This window comes from Paenarthrobacter sp. CC6 (assembly GCF_040560085.1).
Classification (GTDB): Bacteria; Actinomycetota; Actinomycetes; order Actinomycetales; family Micrococcaceae; genus Arthrobacter; species Arthrobacter nicotinovorans.
Map to the genome: position 1 here is coordinate 186,764 of NZ_JARDAN010000001.1, position 23,865 is coordinate 210,628.

The window sequence follows — 23,865 nt, forward strand, 5'->3', positions numbered from 1 at the left end:
GTCTACAATCATGGGGAGCTCAGCGTGGCGCTCTTGCACGTATTCCTCCAAGCCATGAGTGAGCAAACATGAAAATTGGCATTCTTACCAGCGGTGGCGACTGCCCCGGACTCAACGCAGTGATCCGGGGAGCAGTCCTCAAAGGCATTGCCATCCACGGCCAGGAATTCGTCGGCTTCCGCGACGGCTGGCGCGGTGTGGTTGAAGGCGATGTCATAGACATCCCCCGCACCATGGTCCGCGGTATCGCCAAGCAAGGTGGAACCATCCTGGGTACTTCCCGGACGAACCCGTTCGAAAACGGCGGCGGTCCGGATGTCATCAAAGCCCACATGGAACGTCTGGGCATTGACGCCATCATCGCCATTGGAGGTGAGGGAACCCTGGCTGCGGCAAAGCGCCTCACCGACGCCGGCCTGAAAATCGTTGGCGTGCCCAAGACCGTGGACAACGACCTCGATGCCACTGACTACACCTTCGGCTTCGACACCGCAGTCCAGATCGCGACCGAAGCCATCGACCGGCTCCGCACCACTGGCGAGTCGCACCACCGCTGCATGATCGCGGAGGTCATGGGACGGCACGTTGGCTGGATTGCCCTCCACGCGGGCATGGCAGCGGGCGCCCACGCGATCCTGATTCCGGAGCAGAAAGCCAGCATCGAACAGATCACCGAGTGGGTACAGGAAGCCCACGACCGTGGCCGCGCCCCTTTGGTGGTTGTGGCGGAGGGCTTCGTCCCGGACCACATGGAATCCCCGCACTCCGAGCGCGGACTGGATACGTTCGGGCGGCCCCGTCTGGGTGGCATCGCCGACCAGCTGGCCCCCGAGATCGAGGCCCGTACAGGCATTGAAACCCGTGCCACCATCCTCGGTCACATCCAACGCGGTGGCGTGCCTACGGCCTACGACCGCGTCCTGGCTACCCGGCTCGGCATGGCTGCCATCGACTCCGTGGTCGAAGGCCGCTGGGGCACCATGGTTGCCCTCAAGGGCACGGATATCTCGCACGTGGGCTTCGAGGAAGCCCTCGGCAAGCTCAAGACCGTGCCGCAGCACCGCTACGACGAAGCATCGGTCCTGTTCGGCTAGGCTGAATCCATGACTCTGGAGCCCACGTCCGCTGCAATCATCCAGCTGGCGTGGGCTCGCCATTTGGGGCTCGACGACGACGCTTTCGCCGGCGCCGCTGCTGCACTCGCCCCTGAAGGGACTGCTCCGGGCGACCCCGACGCCAGGATCATCCGCGTTGACGAATCAGCCCGGGCGCTGGTGTTCCTGCGGCTGTTCGGCGTGTCGGCCCTGGTGGGTCCGCAGTGGGCAATGGACGCGGCGGAGGGAATCCCCGATACCGAGTTGGCCCAGCACGTGACATTGTTGACGCTGACGCGGTCGCACGGTGGGCACGGACTTGGCTCGTCGGCCCTGTTCTTCGCAGATGATCTTCCCCTGCAGCAGCCGTCCGAAGACCTCACGGTTTCCCATGGCAATCCCGAGGCCATCAGCCTGGAAGGTCTATGCCCTCCCGACGATGTGAATGAAGTGGGACTCCAAAACCTGGAGCACCGCTTCACCATCATGCATCCGGAAGAGGAGCAACCCACCCCTGTGGCCTGCGGCGCCTACTCCGAGTGGGAGGGAATCCTGGCCAACATGGGAGTACTGGTGGCTCCCCCGTGGCGCAGGCGCGGAATCGGAAGGTTGGCTGCTTCGATCGCCGCCCACGAAGCACTTGCTGCCGGACTGACCCTGCAATGGAAGGCAGATGTGAGCAACACCGGAGCACTCGCGATGGCCCGCAGCCTTGGCTTCGCCACGGGCGGGCTTCACGCGAGCGTGCTCCTCGGCTGATTCCGCCCGGAGTTTTGTCCAGCCAATGCCCTTCGTGGAGTCTCCCCCAGGACATCGGCCGGACAAAGACTCCACGCTTAGCGCTGGAGTTCGGCGTCGGCCGTTTCAGCCTGGGCAGGAGCCTTCGCGCCCCAACCGGAAACGGACTTCGGTTTGCCGAAGAACAGAGCGACGACGGCGCCCAGCAGGATCGCGAAGGCCGGCAGCATGATGGACTGGCTCATCGCCGTCGAGAATCCCGCGTGCAGTAACTCCGGCAAAGTGCCGCCCATGGAGACCTCGCCGACCGGCGCGCCTGCTGGTGCGGCCGGGAGCTCAGCCGCCAGGCGTGACTGGATCAGGGCAGCGATCGCAGCCGAACCCAGCACGGCACCGATCTGGCGCGTGGTGTTGAAGACGCCCGAGCCGGCACCGGCCTGGCGCGGTTCCAGGTTGCGGGTGGTGGCGTTGGACACTGGCCCCCAGATGAAGGCATTGGCCACACCCTGCAAGGCGCTGGGCAGCAGGAACATCCAGATGGGAGTGTCCGGGCCCAGCAAGGAAGCGGTCCAGAACAGGGCTCCGGAGAGGCAAAGCAGGCCGAAGGATGCGAACCATCGGGGGTTGGCCCGGTCGATCAGCTTGCCCACGAACGGCGCCAGGGCACCTGAGATCACTGCCATGGGAATCATGAGCAGGGCCGACTGGGTCGGCGTCAGGCCCCGGACTGTCTGGTAGTAGAAGATGGTGGGCAAAGGGAACGCTGTCACTGTGAAGCCGACTGCCATGATGGTGGTGTTGCCCAAGGAGAAGTTGCGTTCCTTGAACAGTCCTAGGGGAAGCAGCGGTTCACCTCCGCGGCGTTCGAGGATCCACTGCCAGAGGACAAAGACCACGAGAACCGCGAGACCGGTGATGATCAGGCCCCACACCGAAATGAACCCAGTCACAGTGCCCCACTTGTAGGTCTGGCCTTCCTGGATTCCGAATACCAGCAGGAACATGCCGACGGCGGAAAGCAGCACGCCCAGAACGTCGAAGGAGTGGCTGTGCGTGGTCAGTTTGGGTACGAACCGCATGACCAGGATGAAAGCCACAAGACCGATCGGGACGTTGACGAAGAAGATCCACTCCCAGCCGAGGCTGTCGACCAGCACGCCGCCCAGGATGGGGCCGACCAGTACGGCCATGCCTGCAGTGGCTCCCCACAGGCCCATGGCGGCACCGCGCCGGTCCGGCGGGAAGATACGCGTGATGACGGCCATGGTCTGGGGAGTCATCATGGCGGCACCGAGTCCTTGCACCGCCCTGGCAGCGATCAGCATGGTCACGTCGCCGGAAAGGCCGCACCACAGCGAGGCCAGGGTAAAGACCACCAGGCCGATGAGGTACAGGTTCTTGGGTCCAAAGCGGTCACCAAGCCTGCCGGTGATGAGAAGGGGTACTGCATAGGCCAGCAGGTAGGCGCTGGTGACCCAGATAACGGCGTTGATGTCAGTATTGAGGCCTTCCATGATCCGCGGATTCGCGACCGACACAATGGTGGTGTCGATGAGGATCATGAAGAAGCCAACCACGAGTGACCACAGTGCGGGCCATGGCTTAGCTATGTTTTCCAAGGGATTCCTTTGGCTTGTTTGAAAGTCCGGTGAGGGCAGGGCGGGGTTCATCCCAAGGCAGCTGCCCGGTGCCCAACTCCTCAAGGAGACCGCGGATCCACGCGATCTCGGTTCGAAGCATGGCTTGCTGATAAGTGATGTCGATCCAGTATTTGCGGTCCAGCCCCTTGGCCGTCACGGCCTCCTCGGCATGGACCAGGAAGTCGAGGTCGGCGTTCAAGGCGACCAGCCGGTCCTCCAGGAGGCCGGTCACCACCTCCGCGGGAAGGTGGTGCGCTTCGGCAATGGCATGGGGAAAGACGGGGTATTCGTTGACGGGAGCAGCGAGCATGGCCTGGAGCCGCGCGTCCAATGCCGCATGTCCAGCCTCCGTAATCCGATAGGTGGTCCGCTCGGGGCGGTTGCCTTCGCGCTCCGTCCCTGTCGCCTCCACGAGTCCGTGTTCCTCAAGCCGTCCGACCGCGTGATAGAGCGTGCCCGGACGGACCTTGACCAACCGGTCCTCGTGACGGGCCATCAGCACCTGGTACATCTCGTAGGGATGCATGGGTTGCTCGGCGAGAAGCGCCAATGACGCAACGCCCAACGGCGTCAACTCAGCACTTTTGGCCACAGCCTGGTCCTCCCATCAAGAATATTCCACAACAACTATTCCACGTGGAGTAATCAGGTGCAAGTAAACCCCGGCTGCTGCTGCGGCCGGGGTTTACCTGGAAAGCCCGGTCAGCCCAGGAGGGCCAGGATTTCCGTGCGGGCGAACATCGAGGCGGCGTCGCGCGCGCTGGGCGTACCGGCGTCGGGATCCGCTCCCGCATCCAACAGGGCCCTGGCGACCCCGGTATATCCCTTGAAAACGGCGCCTGCGAGAGGCGTCTGTCCGCGGTCGTTCGCAGCGTTGACATCGGCACCATGGTGGATGATCAACTGCACGGCGTCCTCATGTCCGTGGTAGGCCGCGAGCATCAACAGCGAATCCCCTGCCGCGTTGGTGAGGGTGGCGGGGGCTCCGGCGTTCAGATAGCCCCGCAGCAACTCCGTGTTTCCCTCACGGGCGGCGTCGAACAGGGCATGGGCCAGAGCCAGCGTCTCCTCATCGGGGCCTGTCTGGTCGTTTGTGGCAGCAGGGCCATCGCTTGGGGTCATCGGTGGGGTCCCTTCAGGAATCCGGTCTGGCGCCCGACAACCTGTCCGGCGTCGGGGGCGACGATCACTTCCTGGGCTGCGATGTAAGGCTCCTCGCCGTCCATCACCGTGAGGGTTTCCTCCGCGGAAACGGACCGCTTGATCACGGCCAACGCCACAGGGCCCATCTCGAAGTGCTGCGCCACCGATGTCAGAGTACCCACCTTGCGTTCCCCGGCAAATACAACACTGCCCACAGCCGGCAAGGTGTGCTGGGAACCATCGAGCTGAAGGAACACCAGCCGCCTCGGCGGGTGCCCGAGATTGTGGACCCGGGCGATGGTTTCCTGGCCCTTGTAGCAACCCTTGTTCAGGTGCACCGAGGTGCGCAGCAGATCCAGTTCATGCGGAATCGTCTTCTCATCGGTCTCCGCGCCCAGACGGGGCCGCCAGGCAGCCACCCTCAACGCGTCCGCTGCCATGGATCCGGCCAGCGGGAGGCCCTCCACCGCGGTCTCAAGCTCAGCTGCGGGAACAAGGAATTCGTACCAGGGCCGCTCCAGCCCGGGGTGGGATTCCTCCGGCACGATGCTGTACGCGTAACCCCCAGGACCCACGTGCGGCCACGGATCCTCCCACACAAGGCGGGAGGAGAACTGCTCCAGCGGTTTGGTGGCCCCCACCACGGCCCACTGCTCCGAGACGTCGTCGATCTCCACCCGGAGCATGAACTTCATTTTGTTCAGCCAGTCAGCCAGGGGCGCCGCTTCGGCTGCTTCGACGATCAGCCAGGTGGTCCCGCCGTCGTCAATGACGCGGGCGTCGAACTCGATGCGCCCTTGGACGCTCAACAACAAAAGTTCGCTGGAGACGCCCGGCTGCAGGTTGGTGAGCTGCTGGGAGGACAGCGTGTTCAGCCAGCTCAGGCGGTCCGGTCCGGCCACGGTCACCACGCCGCGGTGGGACAGATCCACGACGGCGGTGCCCGCTGCCAAAGCGCGCTGCTCACGCAACGGTTCGCCGTAGTGTGCCGCGACGCCTTCGTCCAGACCGGTATCTTCAACGGCGCCAGGGCGCGACAACAGAGGGCTCTTGTAAGTCATATGTAGTAGAAGTCCTTGCGGCTCAGGGGTATTCCGGGTTGGGCAATATTTCGCTTCAGCGGTATTCCGGGTTATCAAAATCGAACCGGGTGCCGGCCTTCCACTCTTCGGGCAGGTTGCCGTAGGCGGGAATGCCCCCGGCATCACGCAGGAGCTTGGCCATATGGAGCAGGTTCCAGGTCATGAAGGTGGTGTTCCTGTTAGTAAAATCACTCTCCGGGCCACCGGATCCTTCGTCCAAATAGCTGGGTCCCGGTCCCACAGCACCGATCCAGCCGGCATCGGCCTGGGGCGGAATGGTGAAACCGATGTGCTGGAGACTGTAGAGCACGTTCATGGCACAGTGCTTGATGCCGTCCTCGTTGCCGGTGATCAGGCAACCGCCCACCTTGGGGTAGAAAGCCCACTGCCCCTTGCTGGTCAGCTCACCGGAGTGGGCATACAGCCGCTCAATGAGTTTCTTGGTCTGGGAGGAGTTGTCGCCCAACCAAATGGGACCCGCAACCACCACGATGTCAGCGTCACGGACAGCGGGATAGAGTTCCGGCCATTCGTCTGTCTTCCAGCCGTGTTCACGCATGTCCGGATAGACGCCGCTGGCGATGTCGTGGTCCACGGTGCGGATAAGGCGTGTCGTGACGCCTTGCTTTTCCATGATGTCCCGGCTGATCCGGATCAGGCCATCGGTGTTGCTGAGCTGTGGTGAGGGCTTCAGGGTGCCGTTTAAGAAGACGGCCTTAAGGCCCTCGTAGCCGCCTGGTTTGGGGTGATCGGTCACTTTCTGCTCCTTCTGCCTGGCGTGCTGCTCGGAACGTACGGTGAACCCTTTGGGTCAGGAAACCTTGTGCAGGAACGCCGATGCGTGGGCTTCGAGGGTCTTGCCGTTGGCTGCGACATCCCAGCGCCACAGGAGGTTGCCGTCCACCAAGCCGAAGATCCGGGTGGCTGCAGTGTATTCCTTGGAGTGGCTCCCGCGCATCACCATGTCGGTGCTCAGCTGGATCTGGGGTCCCTTGATCTGGCCGTAGTAAAGCTCGGTGATGCCGCCGGGGTGGGCGATCGAGACGGAGATATCGAATCCGCCGTCCTTGTTGCGGCGCTCTTCGACTTCATCTGCCGTTTTGAGAACGGGGACGATGTCCGCCGGGATCAGTCCGGGGCCGCCGTCGCCTTCCTCAAGTTTCCGCTCCAACGCCCAGAACCCGGTCTCCACTGTCAACGGACGCAACTTTGCGCCGGCGTCGTCGCTGATCCAGGTCTCGGCCCGGTATTGCAGGTACGGCAGGCCGTTGTGGGTGAACGAAACGTGCTGGACGAAATGTTCCGAATCCTCGTCGCCGCTGCCGAGCCGGCCGCGGCCCTCCCACTCACCAATGAGCCAGGAAAGGGGAACGAGTTCGGGCGTCAGATCTGTGGGGATCTCAATAGGCACAACAGTTACCTCGGTTGGGCTGCAGAACCAGAAAGCTTACTTCTGGCCCTTGAAAAGGCGGTAGACAACAAATCCTGCAAACCACGCCATGGCGATGCTGGCCAGGCCAAGGAGAACGAGGAAGAAGATTTCAAATGCGAGTACAGACATGATGCAATCCTAACCGCTAGTAGATGAGTAGTTTGTCTATGAAGTAAGCCAAGGCGCCCACGGCCCAGACCGGGGCCACGCCCATTCCAACAGCTGCCGGAATGTTAAGCCTCCCCCGCCTGAGGGTGGTCATGCGGCGAAAACACACCAGTACCGAACCCACCACGACACCCACCAAGGCAGCGGGCAGCACAGCGATGTCCGAGAAAACGAGGCCGGCGAGGGGACCCATGAGGCCCGCCATGACCACTCCGAGCGGCGCCACGATGCGGTCCGGCCAACGGATGATGCCTACCAACAGCGCAACGGCTGCGCTCAGGCCGGCAACGAGGACCATTTCCCTGACGCCGTTGAACCTGGCACCGGCTATCCAGCCTGCGCCCAGGCAGTTGAGCAGCACGCCGGCACTGCAGCCAAGCGTTGACTCCAGGCGTTGGGCCTGGCCCGTGCCCCGGACGAGTTGGACAATGAAGACGGCCATCACGCCAAGGGCAACAAAAGCCGGAGTTCCGTCAAGGAAGCCAGGGGCAGGCAGGTACGCGGCAGCTACTGCCGATCCCGCGCCGGCCAGTCCAATGACAGCTGCCAGCGTCTTCTTGGCCGGAACTCCCAGGAAATGCGGCCAGCCGATGCCTACTGCTGCAGACGCCGCGATGCCCACGCCAACCATGGCTTCCCGGGAAACGAAGGTGCTGGCCACGATGGCTGCGAGCGCCACGAGTCCGAATACCCCGATGCTCCAAGACTTCACTGTGTGCCCGACCTCAATCCGATGCGCCTTCTACGGCCTCCCGACAATCCTGCCTTATACCGGCCCAATATGTCGTAATTCCCCTGCCAACCCGTCACGAATCCATGTGTCGCAGGGCACTGATGGGTATACTCAGACTTCAACAGCGCACTGTCCTGGCCTCGATCCCGTCACAACGGGCAAGGGCCGCGGGGCGCTGGGACCGGCCGGTGAAACTCCGGTTTCGACGCCCGATGATGCGCGTACAGCCCATTGGAGGAACTATGTCGCACATCCTGCTCCTGACGAACAGCACCGGCTCTTCGGTGGACATTTTGCCTGCCTTGGAGTTGTTGAACCACCGCGTGCACATCCTCCCGGCAGAACCAACCGCTTTGCTCGAAACCGATCCCACGGACATTGTCTTCCTTGATGCCCGCAAGGATCTGGTAGGAGCCCGCTCGTTGACGCAATTGCTCAAGGCAACCGGACTCAGCGCGCCGTTGATGCTGATCCTTACCGAAGGCGGCATGGCTGCTGTTTCTTCGGCCTGGGCCGTGGACGACATCGTGCTCGACTCCGCCGGACCTGCCGAGGTGGAAGCCCGCATCCGGCTGGCCATGGCGCGTGCCGTGCCCGGCGAGGAAGAAACCCAGACTGAAATCCGGGCCGCCGGCGTCGTTATTGACGAAGCAAGCTATACCGCCCGCGTCAGCGGCCAACCCCTGAACCTGACGTTCAAGGAGTTCGAGCTCCTGAAGTACCTGGCACAACACCCCGGCCGAGTCTTCACCCGGCAGCAACTGCTGACGGAGGTCTGGGGCTATGACTACTACGGAGGCACCCGCACGGTGGACGTCCACATCAGGCGTCTTCGCGCCAAGCTCGGCGTGGACCATGAGAACCTCATCAGCACGGTCCGCAACGTCGGCTACAGGCTCACCCTGGTGCGGTTGCCCGACGACGAGCTCTCCGAAGCCTGACGGTTTAGACACAGGAAAGGTTTAGACACAGGAAAGGCCGGGATCCACACGGATCCCGGCCTTTCCTGCGTTCCTTGGTGGAGGACATACGGGTCGAACGTATCGAGGCCACCCCACTGGTGGATCCCCCCTGTACCCGGCCAAAGCCGAATGAGATAACGAGACTACCTCCGTTGCTCCGAGACATCAAATTACGGGGCTTGCCCGGGGCGTATAGCCTTGCACCATGAGTCAAGCACACCCGGAGAACTGGCCTGTACTGATCATCAAGGGCGCTTTGGACGCCGAACTCCTCAGGGATTTCAGTGCACTCACCGCCGCGGCGGAGGAGTCCGACGGGAACCCGCCCCTGTCCGAGCAGACCCTGGTGATGCTGCGTGGTGCCGACGGCGGCGATCATTCCGTCGTGTCTTTCGCACTGTATGCGCCGATCGAAGGCTCAGACCCGGCAACGGCGGAAGACCTGGCGGGAATCGCCGTCGTCGTTGACGCGCCGGACGCCAGCGGAGTCCTGGAACTGGCCGTCCACCCAAGTTACCGGAACCAGGGGGTGGCCGGACGGCTGTTGGACGCCCTGCAGAAGGAACGGAGCCTTGAAGGCCTCAGCGCCTGGTCGCACGGCGGCCACGAGGCCGCTGCGCAGTTGGCCACCCGTTTCGGTTACGGGCCGGTACGCGAATTGTGGAAGATGCGGCTGATGTCGTCGACATCCGCACTGCCCGACGCCGCCCTCCCGGACGGCGTTTCGCTGCGCGCCTTCGTGCCGGGCCAGGACGAGCAGGCGTGGCTGGCCGCCAACCGCGCCGCTTTTTCCCACCACCCCGAACAGGGTTCCATGACGCTCGAGGACCTCGAGGCCCGGAAAGCAGAAGACTGGTTCGATCCCGAAGGTTTCTTCCTGGCCGTCAACGACGCGGACGAACTCCTGGGATTCCACTGGACCAAGGTCCACCCCCGGCAAGGGCCGCACCCGGCAATCGGCGAGGTGTACGTGGTGGGCGTTACTCCGGCCGCACAGGGTTCGGGGCTCGGCAAAGCCTTGACTGTTGCCGGAATCAAACACCTCCAGGATCAGGGCCTCCACGCCGTGATGCTGTACGTGGACGCCGACAACCAGGCTGCTGTGGCTCTATACCAGAAACTGGGATTCGTCCGCTGGGACACCGATGTGATGTACGGTCCGTTAACGAAAAATTAACCTGGGGCGATCACGGCAGGGAAAGGCGGCGGCTCATTGGATTCGGACACCGCGATTGCTTGTAATGTGGGAGGAAACCCAGTCCTGAGCTTAGGAGAGCCCCATGCAGCCGGACCCCGTCGGCATCGCCGGATCCACCTCTAAGGGGGCGACACTGCCTCCGCGCTTCGGATCCTCTGAAGTGCCGGCCTCGCGGGCCACCCAGGACCGCATCGATATTCCCGAATTCGCGCCGAGCCTGGAACCCGAAGGCGACATCTCCCCGGACCGCTTCCTGGACCGCGAGCTCAGCTGGCTTGCCTTCAACTCCCGCGTGCTGGAGCTTGCCGAGGATCCCGATCTGTTCCTGCTGGAGCGCGTCAACTTCCTCTCGATCTTCGCTTCCAACCTGGATGAGTTCTTCATGGTCCGCGTGGCCGGCCTCAAGCGCCGTATCGCCACCGGACTGGCTGTCCCCTCCCCCGCGGGGCTCAGCCCCATCGAGGTGCTGGAGCAGATCGGTGAAGAGGCCCACAAGCTGCAGGAACGCCACGCCCGCGTTTTTGCCGAGCAGATCCGGCCGGCCCTGGCCTACGAACACATCCACCTCATGCATTGGCATGAGCTGGACGAGGATGCCCGGCAGCGGATCAGCGTCATGTTCCAGGAGAAGGTCTTCCCCATCCTGACTCCCCTCGCCGTGGACCCTGCCCACCCCTTCCCGTACATTTCGGGCCTCTCCCTGAACCTGGCCGTGATCGTCAGCAACCCGATCAGTGACAAGGAGCTCTTCGCCCGCGTCAAGGTTCCGGACCAGTTGCCCCGCCTGATCTCCGTGGACGGGCCGCGCGCAGGTGCCATTCCCGGCCGCGTTGCCCGGTTCATCGCTTTGGAAGAAGTCATCGCTGTCCACTTGGACAAGCTCTTCCCGGGCATGGAGGTCCTGGAACACCACACCTTCCGGGTGACCCGCAACGAGGACCTGGAAGTTGAAGAGGACGACGCCGAGAACCTCCTGCAGGCTTTGGAGAAGGAACTCCTGCGACGCCGTTTTGGCCCTCCCGTGCGTTTGGAAGTCACCACGGACATCAACCCGAACATCAAGGCCCTGCTCATCAGGGAACTGGGCGTTGAGGAGTCCGAGGTGTACTCCGTGCCCGCGCCGCTGGACCTGCGGGGGCTCTCCGCGATCAGCGGCATCGACCGTGCCGATCTCCACTACCCGAAACACGTCCCGCACACATCCCGCTACCTCAACGAGTCCGAGACCTCCAAGGCGGCGAATGTCTTCGCGGCAATGCGCCGCAGGGACATCCTGTTGCACCACCCCTACGACTCCTTCTCCACCTCGGTCCAGGCGTTCCTCGAACAGGCTGCAGCGGATCCCAAGGTCCAGGCCATCAAGCAGACTCTTTACCGGACGTCCGGTGACTCCCCGATCGTGGACGCGCTGATCGATGCTGCGGAGGCCGGCAAGCAGGTTCTGGCCCTGGTGGAGATCAAGGCCCGTTTCGATGAGCAAGCCAACATTTCCTGGGCCCGCAAGCTGGAACAGGCCGGTGTCCATGTTGTGTACGGCATCGTCGGCCTGAAAACCCACTGCAAGCTGTCCCTGGTGGTTCGCCAGGAAGTGGATGGCCTCCGCCGCTACTGCCACATTGGCACGGGCAACTACCACCCGCGCACGGCCCGCTACTACGAAGACCTCGGTTTGCTGACCGCCAACGAGCAGGTGGGCGAAGACCTTTCCAAGCTCTTCAACCAGCTGTCCGGCTATGCGCCGAAGTCCACCTTCAAGAGGCTGCTGGTGGCACCGCGCTCCGTCCGGGCCGGCCTTGTGGAGCGGATTGAAACTGAAATCCGCAACGCCCGTGCCGGCATTCCCGGCCTGGTGCAGATCAAGGTCAATTCCATGGTTGACGAAGCCATCATCGACGCCCTGTACCGCGCGTCCCAGGCGGGCGTGAAGGTGGACGTCGTGGTTCGTGGCATTTGCTCCCTCCGCCCCGGTGTTCCCGGCCTCAGCGAGAACATCACGGTCAGGTCCATCCTTGGCCGCTTCCTTGAACACTCGCGGGTGTTCGCCTTCGGCAACGGCGGCGATCCCGTGGTGTACATCGGTTCCGCCGATATGATGCACCGCAACCTGGACCGCCGCGTGGAGGCCCTGGTGCAGCTGTCCAGCAAGGAGGACATCACCACGGTCATGGATCTGATGCGCCGCTATGTTGACGACGGAACGGCCAGCTGGCACTTGGATAACCAAGGGCACTGGACCAGGCACCACCTGGATGCCGATGGCAAGCCGTTGCTGGACATGCAGTCCTGGCTGTTGGAGTCGCGTTCGCGCCAGCGTGCGTCGGCACGGAGGTAAGGAAGATTTGAACAGCGATACCCCCGTGGAGGACCAGACAGACCACCCCGGCGAGCCGGTAGCCGTCGTCGCTGCCGGCGCCATCCCGTGGCGCCTCAACAAGGGTGCCTTGGAGGTTCTGTTGATCCACCGGCCCCGCTATGACGATTGGTCATGGCCCAAGGGAAAGCTCGACGCCGGCGAAACGGTTCCGGAATGCGCTGCCCGTGAAGTGTGGGAAGAGATTGGCCTGCGGGCACCGCTGGGGATTCCCCTCCCGGCCATCCACTATCACGTGTCGGCGGGCCTCAAGGTGGTCCAGTATTGGGCCGCCAAAGTCAACGGTGAACCGCTCCGTCCCGATGGCAAGGAAGTGGACAGCGTGATGTGGTGCAGCCCTGACCGGGCGGCGTCATTCCTCAGCAATCCCACGGACGTGAAGCCCTTGGAATATCTGGAGAAGGCACACGTCCGGGGTGAACTCGACACGTGGCCTTTGATCCTGATCCGTCATGCAAAAGCCAAGCCGCGATCGTCCTGGACCAAGGCCGAGGGTGACCGTCCCTTGGCGGCCACTGGCCAGCGGCAGGCCATTGCGGTGCAGCGCCTTCTTGACGTCTGGAAACCGCAGCGCCTGGTGACCAGTCCATGGACCCGCTGCGTGGCAACCATAGCGCCCTATGCGAAAGCGTCGGGGGCGAAGGTCAAGTTGGTGGAGGCGCTCACCGAGCACCACCATCAGCGTTCTCCGAAAAAGACGGCTGCAGCCATCGAGGCCTTGTTCGACAAGCAACTGCCCATAGCCGTTTGCACGCACAGGCCCGCCCTGCCTACCGCACTGAAGCAACTGGGGCAGCACATGCCCCAAAACCTGCGCGCAGTCCTCCCCTCCGCGGATCCCTTTCTTTCGCCGGGTGAGGTCATCGTGTGCCAGGTGGCGCGGGGATCCGAGCGGAAGATAGTTTCCGTGGAGCAGGTCAAGCCTTTCGACGACTAGGTACCGGCACGGTTGACTCCCACGTCTTTGTATCAAATACTTGACACAATGTTTCTAAGACTTGGGGGTCTTTACCGTGTCCTTTGATGTGCCGCCGTTGCTTTTGGTGGGGCCCGTCGTGGGCGCCGTCTTGGTGTACCTGTTCCTGCGGGTACAAGTGTGGTCCAAGCCGGATGCCACCTCTGTGGCATCACACGGCCTGTGGGTCGGCATCATTGGCTGGATGGCCAGCTCCCTGCAAGGAGCCATGAGCGCGGGTGTGATCCGGGCCAATCCGACCTCTCCAAATGCACCCTTCACCTCGGAAGACCTCCTATCGGCCCTGGCTTGGCCGATCGCCGCGTCCTTGGTGGTCCATGCCTTGGGCCAGTGGAGCTACCCGGCCCCCAAATCCCCGCACAGGTACGCTGAACTCACCGTCCGCAGGATCCGCGATTTCCTCCCGGCGAAACTCACCTGGACAACAGTCTTGATCGTTGCCTATGCCGGTACCGCCATAGTCTCGATTGCAGCCCTGCCCGCTCACGCTCCGGTGCGCCCCGTCCCCGCTCCCCCATCATCAATAGGAACGACGGTCTACACAGGCCAGGGCCAGGATGGAAGGATCGCGGGTTCGGAACTTGCCGGGTGGCTTGGTGGCGCCTTAGTGGTTTTGGTTGCAGGGACCTGGCTCGTCCTGGTACTCATCGCACGGCGGCGCCAACTGGAGACGCTAAGCAGCGACGACAACCGCACGCTTCGAGCCATTGCAGCCAACAGGCTGCTGCGGACCGTTGCCACCATCGCCGCAGGCCTCGCCAGCATCGCGGGAAATTTTGCCGCCCTCCCGACGCCTGGGGCAACGTGGCAATCGTCGTGGTTCAACGTTTTGGGTCTTGTCAACATGGCTGTGCTGCTGGTCATGTGGTGGTGGAAGGTGCCGGTCCTTCCTTCGCTTCAGGCATCGGCGAAAGCCATCAGCGGCACTGCTCTCCGCGCCGATCCCCGCACCCACGGCGCAGCAAAACTCAGCGTTTCCCTCGGAGCGGTCCTGGGAGTCGCTGCCGTCTTGCCGCTTGTGACACTGGTGTTCTGGTTCGGTTTCATTCCGGTAGAAGGCCAGCGCTCCCTTGCCCCGGCGATTGTCGTCACCGTGTCTGCCGTCCTGGTCCTGCTCACCATTGCCGCAGGCGAGTTTCTGATCGCCCGCAACTATGGCCACCCGGAGGTGCCCCTCGATTGGCCGCGGCAGCCGGTGTCCAAGGGGTTGCTCACCTTCAGCATCGTTTCGGCCACGGTCTTTGCGGTAACGCTCGTCCTTACAGGTACAGGCCAATCACTCCTGGTCGGCCCACCCGCCTGGCCCGCCAACCTCTTTCTCACGATGGGGGTCGGACTGATGGGCGCTGCCGCGATCCTGGCCACGCGCCGTCGTCGAGGTCTTCCTGAAGTGGGGGACGAGAGCGGGCTTGATGCCGCACTGCGCGCCATTTCGATGTACCGGATTGTCCGAACCCTGGCAGCCTTCCTTCTGGCACAGTCAGCGGTGATGATGCTTGGCAACGCCGAAGCATGGGGAACATTGTTCCCGGCTTTCAATCAGCTGGGACCGAGTCCTATGTACATGACAGGAGTCGTTGTAGCCGTCATTGCCGTCGTCGTCGCGGTTACGCCTGTCCGGAGCCTTTTCCGGGCGATTCCCAGGGGCACCGAACCCAAGCAGAACCAGCCGACGCCATGACCGCCGGAATCTCAATCGACCTCGCAGATCCGGTTCCGCCCTACGAACAGATCCGCCGACAGCTCAGCTCCCTGATCGCCGTCGGGGTCCTGGAACCTGGAAACCGCCTGCCAACAGTGCGCAGCCTGGCCGCGGACCTCGGCATCGCCGCAGGGACGGTGGCGCGTGCCTACAAGGAACTTGAGCTGTCCGGCGTCATCGAATCACGACGCCGGAACGGCACTGTCGTCGTCGGGCCGCCTCGGGCGCCGCACCGCGTGGCGGGCGGAGACGCTGCGGTGATCGCCGCCGTCGACGGCTTGATCCTGGCCGCCCGCGACGCGGGTGTGGGTGACGCAACGCTCATTGATCTTCTTCGTGGACGGCTGGCGGTTAATGGGCACGGTACAAGTAAGCTTGAACCGTGATTCCCACCCCGTATGAAGACCTCCTGCGCGACGTCATGGCCAACGGCACACACAAATCGGACCGCACCGGCACCGGAACGCGCAGCGTTTTCGGCCGCCAGCTGAGGTTCGATCTCGCCGGGAGCTTCCCTCTCATCACCACCAAGCGGGTCCATTTCAAGTCCGTGGCCGTGGAACTGCTGTGGTTCCTGCGCGGGGATTCGAATGTGAAGTGGATGCAGGACCAGGGAGTGACCATCTGGGACGAGTGGGCGGACGCGGACGGCGAACTCGGCCCCGTCTACGGCGTGCAGTGGCGCAGCTGGCCCACGCCCGACGGCGGCCACATCGACCAGATCTCCGAAGTGATGAAGAGCCTCGCCGCGAACCCGGACTCCCGGCGCCACATCGTCTCCGCATGGAATGTTTCCGAACTCAAGGACATGGCGCTGCCGCCGTGCCACGCGTTCTTCCAGTTTTACGTTGCCGACGGCAAGCTCTCCTGCCAGTTGTACCAGCGCTCGGCCGACACTTTCCTGGGTGTCCCCTTCAACATCGCCTCCTACGCGCTCCTGACGCTCATGGTGGCCCAGCAGCTTGGCCTCGAACCCGGCGAATTCGTGTGGACCGGGGGCGACGTCCACGTCTACGACAACCATGTGGAGCAGGTCGCGGAGCAGCTGAGCCGTGAACCGTACGAGTACCCGCAGCTGAAGATCCTCCGCAAGCCGGACTCCATCTTCGACTACACCGTTGACGACTTCGAGGTGGTCGGCTACCGCCACCACCCCACCATCAAGGCACCGATCGCGGTATGAGCGCTCCTTCCTCCGAGGATCCGGCCCAGCTTCCCGGCGTCATCTTCACTCAGGAAACCGCTGCCAGAATGACCGGCATCGGCATGATTTGGGCGCAGACCAAGTCCGGCGTCATCGGCAAGGACGGGACCATGCCGTGGCAGCTGCCTGAAGACATGAAGCACTTCAGCCGGATCACCACCGGGCACCCCGTCATCATGGGCCGGCGGACCTGGGAATCATTCCCGGAAAAGTACCGTCCCCTTCCGGGCCGCACCAACATCGTGGTGACCCGCAACGAAAAGTGGGCATCCACGCCCGAGGCCCAGGGCGCCGTCGTGGTTTCCTCCCTGGACGAGGCACTGCTGGAATCCCAGTTTGCACCCGGAGGCCAGAAGGTGTGGATTGTCGGCGGTGGCGACATCTACCGCCAGTCCATGGGTATCGCCAACCTGGCGGTCATCACCATAATCGACACCGATGTGGAGGGTGACACCTACGCGCCCGAACTCGGCGATGACTGGACCTTTGACACCATGGCGCCCGCCGAAGGGTGGCTCACCGCCAAGAACGGCACCAACTACCGGTTCACTACATGGCGCCGGAACGCAAGCCAGAAAAGCCAGGAAGACTAAGCATGCTGAAAAAACCCGAAACCCTGTTCGTACTGGGCTACATGCTGCTGCCGCTCTTCGCCCTGCTCTCAGCCATTGTTGGCCTGACCATGATCCTGGGCGGCAACAAGATCGTTGGAATCATCGTCCTGGTGGTCGTGACGCAGGTGTTCACCTTCGGTGCCTTCTTTGCCCTGCGCAAGCGCAAGGCCGCCCTGCTGCAGGAGTCGGATGCACTGCCGGCTCCCCGCGACTGAGTCAGCAGCATCACTGTGGCGGGTGCCGGCGTCGTGCTTCGCGTGCGTGACGTAACCAACAGCGGCACTTTGCTTCGAAAGTTTAGACTTGGTGAATGACTACAGCAGCTAATCCGTCCGTTGGACTGGTCGGTTGGCGTGGCATGGTCGGCTCAGTCCTGATGCAGCGCATGCAGGAAGAGAACGACTTCGCCAACATCAACCCGGTATTTTTCTCCACCTCGAACGCAGGAGGTGCCGCCCCGTCCTTTGCAGAGGGGGCAGGCAAGCTCGAGGACGCGTTCGATATTGAGACGCTTGCCAAGCTGCCGATTATTGTCACCGCGCAGGGCGGCGACTACACCAAGCAGGTCCATGGTGAACTCCGTAGCCGCGGCTGGGACGGCCTCTGGATCGATGCTGCCTCCACCCTGCGCATGAACGATGACTCGATCATCGTGCTGGACCCCATCAACCGCGACGTCATCGACGCCGGACTCTCCGGCGGCGTGAAGGACTTCATCGGCGGAAACTGTACGGTCTCCTGCATGCTCATGGGCCTCGGCGGCCTGTTCAAGAACAACCTCGTGGAGTGGGGCACGTCCATGACGTACCAGGCCGCTTCCGGCGGTGGCGCGCGCCATATGCGCGAACTCCTCAACCAGTTCGGCACCCTCAACAACGAGGTCAGCAGCGAACTGGACGACCCGGCATCGGCCATCCTGGAGATCGACCGTAAGGTGCTTGCCACCCAGCGCACCGGGGTTGACGCCACGCAGTTCGGCGTGCCGCTCGCGGGCTCGCTGATTCCCTGGATCGACGCCGACCTCGGCAACGGCCAGTCCAAGGAAGAGTGGAAGGCCGGCGTCGAGACCAACAAGATCCTCGGCACCGGAACCGGAACCGCGGGCAAAGACCACATCGCCATGGACGGCCTGTGCATCCGCATCGGAGCCATGCGTTCCCACTCCCAGGCCCTCACGCTGAAGCTGCGCGAAGACCTGTCTGTGACGGAGATCGAAAACCTCCTGGCCAAGGACAACGAGTGGGCCAAGGTTGTTCCGAACACCAAGGAAGCCTCCATGGCAGACCTGACCCCGGTTGCGGCATCAGGCACGCTGGACATCCCCGTGGGCCGTATCCGCAAGCTCGAAATGGGTCCGGAATACATCAGCGCCTTCACCGTGGGCGATCAGCTCCTGTGGGGCGCAGCCGAGCCCCTGCGCCGCATGCTCAACATCGTGACGGGCAAGCTCTAACCCAGGCATTGTCACGTCCCTAGCCCGCTGTTCCGTTGTTGCCCTGCAACGGAACAGCGGGTTTTCGACGTTCTGGCCTCGACAAGGCAGTCTTCACTTGCCGTTCCACTTCCCACGGCCTGCCGAGATCCTGCCACTCGATTCGGATAACGTCCCAGCCCAATGCATTGAGTGCTTTCTCACGTCTCCGTTCCTGAAAGACCACCTCGTCAGTGGGCGCATAGTCGAAGTACTTGGTACGGCCGTCGAACTCGAGAATAACTTTGCTGTCCGGCCATCCGAAGTCTCCGCGGTAGCGACCGATGGGAGTATCGACTTCGAGCTGAAGCACGGCTTCCGGGATTCCCAGCCTCTCCAAAAGAGCACGCGTCCGGGTCTCGCCCACAGATTCGGAACGGCCATCCATTGCGTCCAGCACCCGCCGCAAGCGTCGAGCGCCTCTCGTGATCCGGCCCCCGTCCACATAAGCCTGAATCAACACCGGATCCGCCCCTCTGCGAAGGGCTTGGTCTGCGACCACCAGTGCCCGTTCGAATTCCAGGGTCCGGGCACAATCGACGACAGTGCGCTCCAGGCTCGTCACTCTGGCGGGTCGCCCCCAAGGAGTCAGGATCTCAACAATCTCGGCAGCTTCCAGCGCTGCACCATGTGCCCGTACATCCTCCCCGGAACTTGTCTGGGCCGGCGAGAACGGCGTGGTGACGTGCACCAGGGGCCCACCATCCCACGGTGCGCATCCATGCAGGCGCGCGGCACTGGCATGGCTGTAAAGAATGGCCGAGCGCGAACTAAGCTGGTGTGCTTGGATTCTCAGCAGGTCCTGCTCCCAGGGAGGTCGGCGACGCCAGTCTGAGCTTCGGGCGTATGCGCCCCGTCTTACCCGAATAAGCTTGCCGGAGCGCACACCCGCTGTCAGCACGCGGGCGCCCAAGCCTTTTCCTGCGAGGTCCGACGTAACAGCAATGGTGCTGTCAGGCCAATTGGCGGCTATTAGTGCATCCAGTTTTCGCGATTGCATGCATTCATCGTGAGTTGGTCCAGGATGTCAGGACATCCCATTTCCGCCGTATGTGGACAAGTGCCGCATCAAACCATGCCCGCGCGGAGACGGCCCTTGGCGCGCAGCCCCTAATAACGTCGCGGACCCGCAACAACGTCGTTGGGCTGCAACGAAACAGCGGGCCGACAACGACTTTGAGGCGTAGCGAGCAGGTCAGCCGGCCATGAACTTCAGGTATGCCCAGCCCTGTGCCTGGAACGACCGTTCCGCCGCTGGTCCCAACGTCCCCGCGAACGGCTCAGGCTCGACTCCGATGGTCTTGCCACTCGCCGTCCTCGCCCAAGTCCCGATCACTTCACCCCCGGAGACGATGATCCGCTTGAACACGCCGTTCTTTCCCGGGACCACCAGCCCCGCGAATTCAGGGGCAAGGACCAGGCTCCGGTCCTGGTAGCCGAGCAGGTATTCGTCGAACCCGGGAAGAGCCAGCAACGAGCGCGATCCGGGGACGCCGTCGTCGAGCATTGCAGCTGACTCCGGCGAGAGCCAGTAGCTGGTGCCGCCGGACTCCAGCTCAACCAGGCCGTCCCGGACTGTAGCGAGGGCAGCCCGCGCCTCCTTCAAGGGGATCTGGCTCCACCACGAGAAATCCTTGATGGTGGCCGGCCCGCGACTCCTCAGATAGCGGAAGAGCAACTCAGCGATGCCTTCCTCCCTGTCCAGCTCCCTTGACTGGTGGATCCATTCATCGAAAGGCACAAACAGCTGCTGCACGCCCACCTTGCCGTTGGACACCGCCATGGGCCCCTGAACCAGCCATGCACGCTGGCAGAGGCTGCCGAGCAGGTGGATGCCGCGTTGGGCTTTGGTGAGCTGGCCGGCCTCCTCGAACGCGAGGAAAAGCTGCTCGCGGCTTGCGCCCGGCGCGCCTTCGGTTTTGAGCGTGTCGAAAGTTGTGAAGGCGATGTCCCGGCAGTGGGCTATGTCGTCGGGCGTGATGGCAAGTTCCCGGTGGCGCCCGGCCACCATGTTCATCAAGCGGCCGCTGGTGATGCCCAAGATCCAACGGAGGTCCTCTGGTGCCAGCAGATGCAACGTGCCGCGCATCGGCCACGAACGCACCACCGTCCCGGCGTCGAGGGCCGCCCGGACGTCGGAGGCCGCAATACCGGGAACCCGCTGCCCCACCGCCCACAGCGCAGCGCCAAGGTCCTGTGCCTGCATGGCGGTCATCCAACGGACGGCATCGGGGACGGTCGGAAGGCCGTTACCCAACAGGCCTTGGGCGGCGAGCCGCAAGCGGCCCAGGACGCGCGGGGTGAGGGGTGCAGGCATGCTTCATCCTAAAAGGACCGGCAAGTACAGGGAACCTTGCCGCGCCTCCCAGCCGTCACCCAGCAGCGGCTCCTAGGATGAATTCATGCTTTTTGGTGATCTCGCTCCGTTTGTGCGGCCATTGAGCCGGTGGTTGGCAACCGCCGGCTGGTTCTGCACGCTCGTGGGACTTGGCTCCGGGCTGATCGTGGCGGTGGGAACGGGAGTAAGCCTCTCCCCCTCCATGCAAGCCATCCAGACCGTCAGCTTGGTGGCAACCGCTGCGGCGGCGCTGCTGATCGGAACGGCAGCGGCCAGCCAGCCCCTTGCGGATCGCCACGACGACGCCCCGGAACCCTGGTACTACCCCGCCGCGGCAGCGCAGGTCCGCAGCTTCCTCCTCGGAGCGATCGTGCTGCTGCTCGGCTTGGTGGGATTCGCCACGGCCGGCGTGTTCATGCCCAGCGGCCCGTCGCCGCAAAGCATCGCGTTCAGCCAGATCTTCCTGTTGGGATCGGTCAGCTGCGGACTCACGTTCCTGCTGCTCAACAAGGTGCTGCCAATCGCCGAACGCCGCACACGCTAGCCCACACGCGCCGAGGGGCGGGATCTCAACCCTAAGCCACGCCCTATACACCCGAAAGCTTGCCCCTCGCGGGAACACGCGAGGGGATTAGAGGCTGGCGCCGATCAGCAGCGGCTCCGGGTGCAGTTCAATGCCGAAGCGTTCGACGACGCCAGCCCTCACCTCGCGCGCGATGGCGAGCATATCCTCCGTGGAGGCCGAGCCTCGGTTGGTGATGGCCAGGGTGTGCTTGGTGGACAGGGAAGCCCGCCCCCCGGAAACGCTGGTCTCCTCCAGCCCGAAGCCCTTGCCGAATCCGGCCTGGTCGATCAGCCACGCAGCGGAGAGTTTCACCAGGCCGTCTGAACCGGCCGGATACTTGGGAGCATTCTCCGGCAGCCCTGCCGCCTGGTCGGCGGGGACAATGGGGTTGGTGAAGAAGGAACCCGTAGAGTAGGTGTCGCGATCGGACGCGTCCAGGACCATGCCCTTGGATCCCCGGAGCCGCAGGACTTCCCGGCGGACGTCGTTCGAATAGGCACGCTTGCCTGCCTCTACGCCCAGCGCCCGGGCCAATTCCGCGTAGCGGACCGGGGCGCTCATCCGGCCCAACGGCAGCTGGAACTCCACGGTCAGGACCACGTAGCGCGGGGATCCCTCAACAGTGGTTTGCTTCAGGATTGAGTCACGGTAGCCGAACTTCAGCTCGGAATTGGTGAAGGTCTGGACAGCGTTGCGCTCCCGGTCCCACGTCCGGACCGCGGCAATGGTTTGTGACACGTCCGCGCCGTACGCGCCAACGTTCTGCACCGGGGTGGCGCCCGTGGCACCCGGGATGCCGGACAACGCCTCCAAGCCTGACCACGCGTGCAGCACGGAATATTCCACCAGCGCATCCCAGTTGTGGCCCGCCTGGACCACCACGGAGACACCGCCGCAGCTGTCCTCGGAGTTCACGGTAAAGCCCTCGGAAGCGATTTTTACCACGGTGCCGGGGAAACCGTCGTCGGAGATCAGCAGATTGGACCCGCCGCCAATAATCAGGAGTTTCTCCCCCGCGGCGTCTGCCGAGCGGACGGCGTCGATGATTTCGGCTTCGGTGCGGGCTTCAACATAGTTCCCTGCGGGGCCGCCGACGGCAGCTGTGGTCAAGTCTGAAAGAAGCATCTGGGTCACTGATCAAGCCTAACGGGCATCGGCCGGCTCCACCGACGAGGCCTTTTGCTTGCCCGCCAAGGGTGCCAGGAAGAAACTGACCACCAAGAGCGCCAGAGGGGCCAGCAGCGAATGGAGGATGCCGAAGTGCTCTGCCAGCAATCCAAGGAGCGGAGGACCGCACAGGAACGCTCCGTAGCCGATGGTTGACACCACGGAGACGCGGGCGGCGGCATGAACGGGATCATCGGCGGCAGCAGACATTCCGACGGGGAAGCCCAACGAAGCGCCCAGTCCCCACACCGCCAGCGCAACGAACGCAAGCCACGGAACCGGTGAAAACACGAAAAGCGCAAGACCCACGACGGCGGTGGCCGAGCACCAGCGCATCACCAGCACCCGCCCGAACCGGTCGAGGATGACCGTCCCCGTGAAGCGGCCGATGGTCATGAACGTCACGAACACCCCGTAACCTACGGCGCCCGCTGCGTCGCTTTGGCCGTGCCCGTCTGCCAGTGCCAGAGCCACCCAGTCACCCGCCGCACCCTCAGCCAAAGCCAGGCCAAGGACAAGGACTCCGATCAGCAGCGTCCGGCGGTCACGCCATGCGAGGGCCACAAGCCGTTTGTTGTCCAGCGGTGCGGTTGCCTTGCCGCCCTCTTGGCCGGCCGGCGTTGGAGTAATAACAGGCAGCGGGCCCGTGGAGGGATCCCGGAAGGTATCGGTCTCGTGGGGGCTGAATTTAGAGGTGGCTTGGGCGGTCTTTTCCGAGCGGAACCAGAAGCCGGCAGTCACCACCGAGGCCGTCACCACGAAGCCGGAAATCAGGAAGTGCCAGAACACCGGCATGTGCACGGCAGCTGCCCAGGCCCCGAAGCCCGCCGCAGCCACGGTTCCCAGGCTGAACGCGCCGTGCAGGTGCGGCATGATGTGCCGTTCAAGTTCGCGTTCAAGCGCCGCACCCTCGACATTGGACGCAGTATTCCAACTTGCCGTACCCAGGCCGAGGACTACCAGTCCTGCGGCAACCACTAACGGATTGGCGGCAAGCGAGGTCCCGATACCGACCACAACCAGCCCCGCCCCCACCATGCAGCTGCCGATTCTCGTGGTGAGCTTGGGACCGAGCCGAAGCACGATGAGGCCCGAGGCTGAAATCGAGATGAAGGACGCCACCGTCATGCACATCAGCAGCAGCCCGATGCCGCCCGGAGTCAGGTCCAGGCCGTCCCGGATGGCCGGCAGCCGGGACACCCAGGTAGCGAAGGCCACCCCGCTGGCAGCATAGGACGCCAGAACAGCGGCGCGCCACCGCAACATC

At 63.6% G+C, this 23,865-nt stretch carries 24 protein-coding genes; 13 read left to right on the plus strand and 11 right to left on the minus strand.

Annotated features, from left to right (window positions below):
• Positions 1 to 68 precede the first annotated feature (68 nt).
• Together PV760_RS00895 and PV760_RS00900 are read left to right on the plus strand one after the other, a co-directional pair.
• Positions 69 to 1,094, plus strand: coding sequence for a 6-phosphofructokinase (locus PV760_RS00895; protein ID WP_018776708.1), 1,026 nt, complete (start codon positions 69 to 71; stop codon positions 1,092 to 1,094).
• A gap of 9 nt (positions 1,095 to 1,103) precedes the next feature.
• Entirely contained in the window at positions 1,104 to 1,853 is a 750-nt protein-coding gene (locus tag PV760_RS00900; RefSeq protein WP_018776709.1) for a GNAT family N-acetyltransferase, read from the plus strand.
• Positions 1,854 to 1,930: 77 nt separating this feature from the next.
• Here the strand turns inward: PV760_RS00900 and PV760_RS00905 are convergent, their stop codons facing one another.
• From PV760_RS00905 to PV760_RS00935, 7 genes are all read right to left on the minus strand, one after another.
• Positions 1,931 to 3,451 carry a DHA2 family efflux MFS transporter permease subunit gene (locus tag PV760_RS00905; protein ID WP_018776710.1) on the minus strand — a complete coding sequence of 507 codons (1,521 nt, stop codon included), beginning with the start codon at positions 3,449 to 3,451 and terminating at the stop codon, positions 1,931 to 1,933.
• Positions 3,435 to 4,064, minus strand: a complete 630-nt coding sequence (locus PV760_RS00910) for a PadR family transcriptional regulator (RefSeq protein ID WP_018776711.1) — start codon at positions 4,062 to 4,064, stop codon at positions 3,435 to 3,437. The genes PV760_RS00905 and PV760_RS00910 overlap by 17 nt, the downstream gene beginning before the upstream one ends.
• A 110-nt stretch (positions 4,065 to 4,174) precedes the next feature.
• Positions 4,175 to 4,594 carry an ankyrin repeat domain-containing protein gene (locus PV760_RS00915; RefSeq protein ID WP_018776712.1) on the minus strand — a complete coding sequence of 140 codons (420 nt, stop codon included), beginning with the start codon at positions 4,592 to 4,594 and terminating at the stop codon, positions 4,175 to 4,177.
• The gene (ygfZ, locus tag PV760_RS00920) at positions 4,591 to 5,676 is read right to left on the minus strand and encodes a CAF17-like 4Fe-4S cluster assembly/insertion protein YgfZ (RefSeq protein ID WP_018776713.1); all 1,086 of its coding nucleotides are present in this window, start codon (positions 5,674 to 5,676) and stop codon (positions 4,591 to 4,593) included. Before ygfZ ends, PV760_RS00915 begins: the two co-directional genes overlap by 4 nt.
• A gap of 55 nt (positions 5,677 to 5,731) precedes the next feature.
• Positions 5,732 to 6,454 (minus strand): flavodoxin family protein, encoded by a 723-nt coding sequence (locus tag PV760_RS00925; RefSeq protein ID WP_193589844.1) that lies wholly within the window; start codon positions 6,452 to 6,454, stop codon positions 5,732 to 5,734.
• Between the two features lie 54 nt (positions 6,455 to 6,508).
• A complete protein-coding gene (locus PV760_RS00930) occupies positions 6,509 to 7,108 on the minus strand; it encodes a nitrobindin family protein (RefSeq protein ID WP_018776715.1) in 600 nt (199 codons plus the stop codon).
• A gap of 166 nt (positions 7,109 to 7,274) precedes the next feature.
• Positions 7,275 to 8,009, minus strand: a complete 735-nt coding sequence (locus PV760_RS00935; RefSeq protein ID WP_018776717.1) for a hypothetical protein — start codon at positions 8,007 to 8,009, stop codon at positions 7,275 to 7,277.
• Positions 8,010 to 8,272: 263 nt separating this feature from the next.
• Here PV760_RS00935 and PV760_RS00940 point away from each other — a divergent pair, with 263 nt between their 5' ends.
• The 10 genes from PV760_RS00940 to asd all read left to right on the plus strand — a co-directional run bounded on the left by PV760_RS00940 (position 8,273) and on the right by asd (position 18,510).
• Complete coding sequence (locus PV760_RS00940) at positions 8,273 to 8,971, plus strand: winged helix-turn-helix transcriptional regulator (protein ID WP_018776718.1); 699 nt, start codon at positions 8,273 to 8,275, stop codon at positions 8,969 to 8,971.
• Positions 8,972 to 9,197: 226 nt separating this feature from the next.
• Positions 9,198 to 10,169, plus strand: a complete 972-nt coding sequence (gene mshD / locus PV760_RS00945; protein ID WP_354626930.1) for a mycothiol synthase — start codon at positions 9,198 to 9,200, stop codon at positions 10,167 to 10,169.
• A gap of 103 nt (positions 10,170 to 10,272) precedes the next feature.
• A complete protein-coding gene (locus PV760_RS00950; RefSeq protein ID WP_018776720.1) occupies positions 10,273 to 12,522 on the plus strand; it encodes an RNA degradosome polyphosphate kinase in 2,250 nt (749 codons plus the stop codon).
• Positions 12,523 to 12,529: 7 nt separating this feature from the next.
• The gene (locus PV760_RS00955; RefSeq protein ID WP_039242427.1) at positions 12,530 to 13,498 is read left to right on the plus strand and encodes an NUDIX hydrolase; all 969 of its coding nucleotides are present in this window, start codon (positions 12,530 to 12,532) and stop codon (positions 13,496 to 13,498) included.
• A gap of 76 nt (positions 13,499 to 13,574) precedes the next feature.
• The gene (locus tag PV760_RS00960; RefSeq protein WP_281445064.1) at positions 13,575 to 15,218 is read left to right on the plus strand and encodes a hypothetical protein; all 1,644 of its coding nucleotides are present in this window, start codon (positions 13,575 to 13,577) and stop codon (positions 15,216 to 15,218) included.
• Positions 15,215 to 15,625, plus strand: coding sequence for a GntR family transcriptional regulator (locus PV760_RS00965; protein WP_064721582.1), 411 nt, complete (start codon positions 15,215 to 15,217; stop codon positions 15,623 to 15,625). Before PV760_RS00960 ends, PV760_RS00965 begins: the two co-directional genes overlap by 4 nt.
• A 35-nt stretch (positions 15,626 to 15,660) precedes the next feature.
• Positions 15,661 to 16,422 carry a thymidylate synthase gene (locus PV760_RS00970; RefSeq protein ID WP_052247255.1) on the plus strand — a complete coding sequence of 254 codons (762 nt, stop codon included), beginning with the start codon at positions 15,661 to 15,663 and terminating at the stop codon, positions 16,420 to 16,422.
• Entirely contained in the window at positions 16,419 to 17,036 is a 618-nt protein-coding gene (locus tag PV760_RS00975) for a dihydrofolate reductase (protein ID WP_079580765.1), read from the plus strand. Before PV760_RS00970 ends, PV760_RS00975 begins: the two co-directional genes overlap by 4 nt.
• Positions 17,037 to 17,038: 2 nt before the next feature.
• Positions 17,039 to 17,272, plus strand: coding sequence for an NF038396 family protein (locus tag PV760_RS00980; RefSeq protein WP_018776726.1), 234 nt, complete (start codon positions 17,039 to 17,041; stop codon positions 17,270 to 17,272).
• A gap of 95 nt (positions 17,273 to 17,367) precedes the next feature.
• Positions 17,368 to 18,510 (plus strand): aspartate-semialdehyde dehydrogenase, encoded by a 1,143-nt coding sequence (gene asd, locus PV760_RS00985; protein WP_055971632.1) that lies wholly within the window; start codon positions 17,368 to 17,370, stop codon positions 18,508 to 18,510.
• A 19-nt stretch (positions 18,511 to 18,529) separates the two neighbouring features.
• Here the strand turns inward: asd and PV760_RS00990 are convergent, their stop codons facing one another.
• Both PV760_RS00990 and PV760_RS00995 read right to left on the minus strand, forming a co-directional pair.
• Positions 18,530 to 19,219: a DUF559 domain-containing protein gene (locus tag PV760_RS00990; protein ID WP_235503006.1), complete on the minus strand. Its 690-nt coding sequence runs from the start codon at positions 19,217 to 19,219 to the stop codon at positions 18,530 to 18,532.
• A 504-nt stretch (positions 19,220 to 19,723) separates the two neighbouring features.
• On the minus strand, positions 19,724 to 20,845 hold the full coding sequence (locus PV760_RS00995) for a winged helix DNA-binding domain-containing protein (protein WP_354626931.1): 1,122 nt from the start codon (positions 20,843 to 20,845) through the stop codon (positions 19,724 to 19,726).
• 85 nt (positions 20,846 to 20,930) lie between these two features.
• Here PV760_RS00995 and PV760_RS01000 point away from each other — a divergent pair, with 85 nt between their 5' ends.
• A complete protein-coding gene (locus PV760_RS01000) occupies positions 20,931 to 21,410 on the plus strand; it encodes a hypothetical protein (RefSeq protein ID WP_018776729.1) in 480 nt (159 codons plus the stop codon).
• An 87-nt stretch (positions 21,411 to 21,497) separates the two neighbouring features.
• Here PV760_RS01000 and PV760_RS01005 read toward each other — a convergent pair whose 3' ends face one another.
• Complete coding sequence (locus PV760_RS01005) at positions 21,498 to 22,565, minus strand: UDP-N-acetylmuramate dehydrogenase (RefSeq protein ID WP_026267014.1); 1,068 nt, start codon at positions 22,563 to 22,565, stop codon at positions 21,498 to 21,500.
• 9 nt (positions 22,566 to 22,574) lie between these two features.
• Entirely contained in the window at positions 22,575 to 23,864 is a 1,290-nt protein-coding gene (locus PV760_RS01010) for an MFS transporter (RefSeq protein ID WP_416428667.1), read from the minus strand.
• Position 23,865 lies beyond the last annotated feature (1 nt).

What these genes read in the sequence shown, in the direction of transcription:
- asd (WP_055971632.1), top strand. Translation starts at nt 17,368, where the DNA reads ATGACTACAGCAGCTAATCCGTCCGTTGGACTGGTCGGTTGGCGTGGC.
- PV760_RS00950 (WP_018776720.1), top strand. Translation starts at nt 10,273, where the DNA reads ATGCAGCCGGACCCCGTCGGCATCGCCGGATCCACCTCTAAGGGGGCG.
- PV760_RS01010 (WP_416428667.1), bottom strand. Translation starts at nt 23,864, where the DNA reads ATGTTGCGGTGGCGCGCCGCTGTTCTGGCGTCCTATGCTGCCAGCGGG.
- PV760_RS00915 (WP_018776712.1), bottom strand. Translation starts at nt 4,594, where the DNA reads ATGACCCCAAGCGATGGCCCTGCTGCCACAAACGACCAGACAGGCCCC.
- PV760_RS00940 (WP_018776718.1), top strand. Translation starts at nt 8,273, where the DNA reads ATGTCGCACATCCTGCTCCTGACGAACAGCACCGGCTCTTCGGTGGAC.
- PV760_RS00900 (WP_018776709.1), top strand. Translation starts at nt 1,104, where the DNA reads ATGACTCTGGAGCCCACGTCCGCTGCAATCATCCAGCTGGCGTGGGCT.
- PV760_RS00980 (WP_018776726.1), top strand. Translation starts at nt 17,039, where the DNA reads ATGCTGAAAAAACCCGAAACCCTGTTCGTACTGGGCTACATGCTGCTG.
- PV760_RS00965 (WP_064721582.1), top strand. Translation starts at nt 15,215, where the DNA reads ATGACCGCCGGAATCTCAATCGACCTCGCAGATCCGGTTCCGCCCTAC.
- ygfZ (WP_018776713.1), bottom strand. Translation starts at nt 5,676, where the DNA reads ATGACTTACAAGAGCCCTCTGTTGTCGCGCCCTGGCGCCGTTGAAGAT.
- PV760_RS01000 (WP_018776729.1), top strand. Translation starts at nt 20,931, where the DNA reads ATGCTTTTTGGTGATCTCGCTCCGTTTGTGCGGCCATTGAGCCGGTGG.
- PV760_RS00970 (WP_052247255.1), top strand. Translation starts at nt 15,661, where the DNA reads ATGGCCAACGGCACACACAAATCGGACCGCACCGGCACCGGAACGCGC.
- PV760_RS00895 (WP_018776708.1), top strand. Translation starts at nt 69, where the DNA reads ATGAAAATTGGCATTCTTACCAGCGGTGGCGACTGCCCCGGACTCAAC.
- mshD (WP_354626930.1), top strand. Translation starts at nt 9,198, where the DNA reads ATGAGTCAAGCACACCCGGAGAACTGGCCTGTACTGATCATCAAGGGC.
- PV760_RS00975 (WP_079580765.1), top strand. Translation starts at nt 16,419, where the DNA reads ATGAGCGCTCCTTCCTCCGAGGATCCGGCCCAGCTTCCCGGCGTCATC.
- PV760_RS00995 (WP_354626931.1), bottom strand. Translation starts at nt 20,845, where the DNA reads ATGCCTGCACCCCTCACCCCGCGCGTCCTGGGCCGCTTGCGGCTCGCC.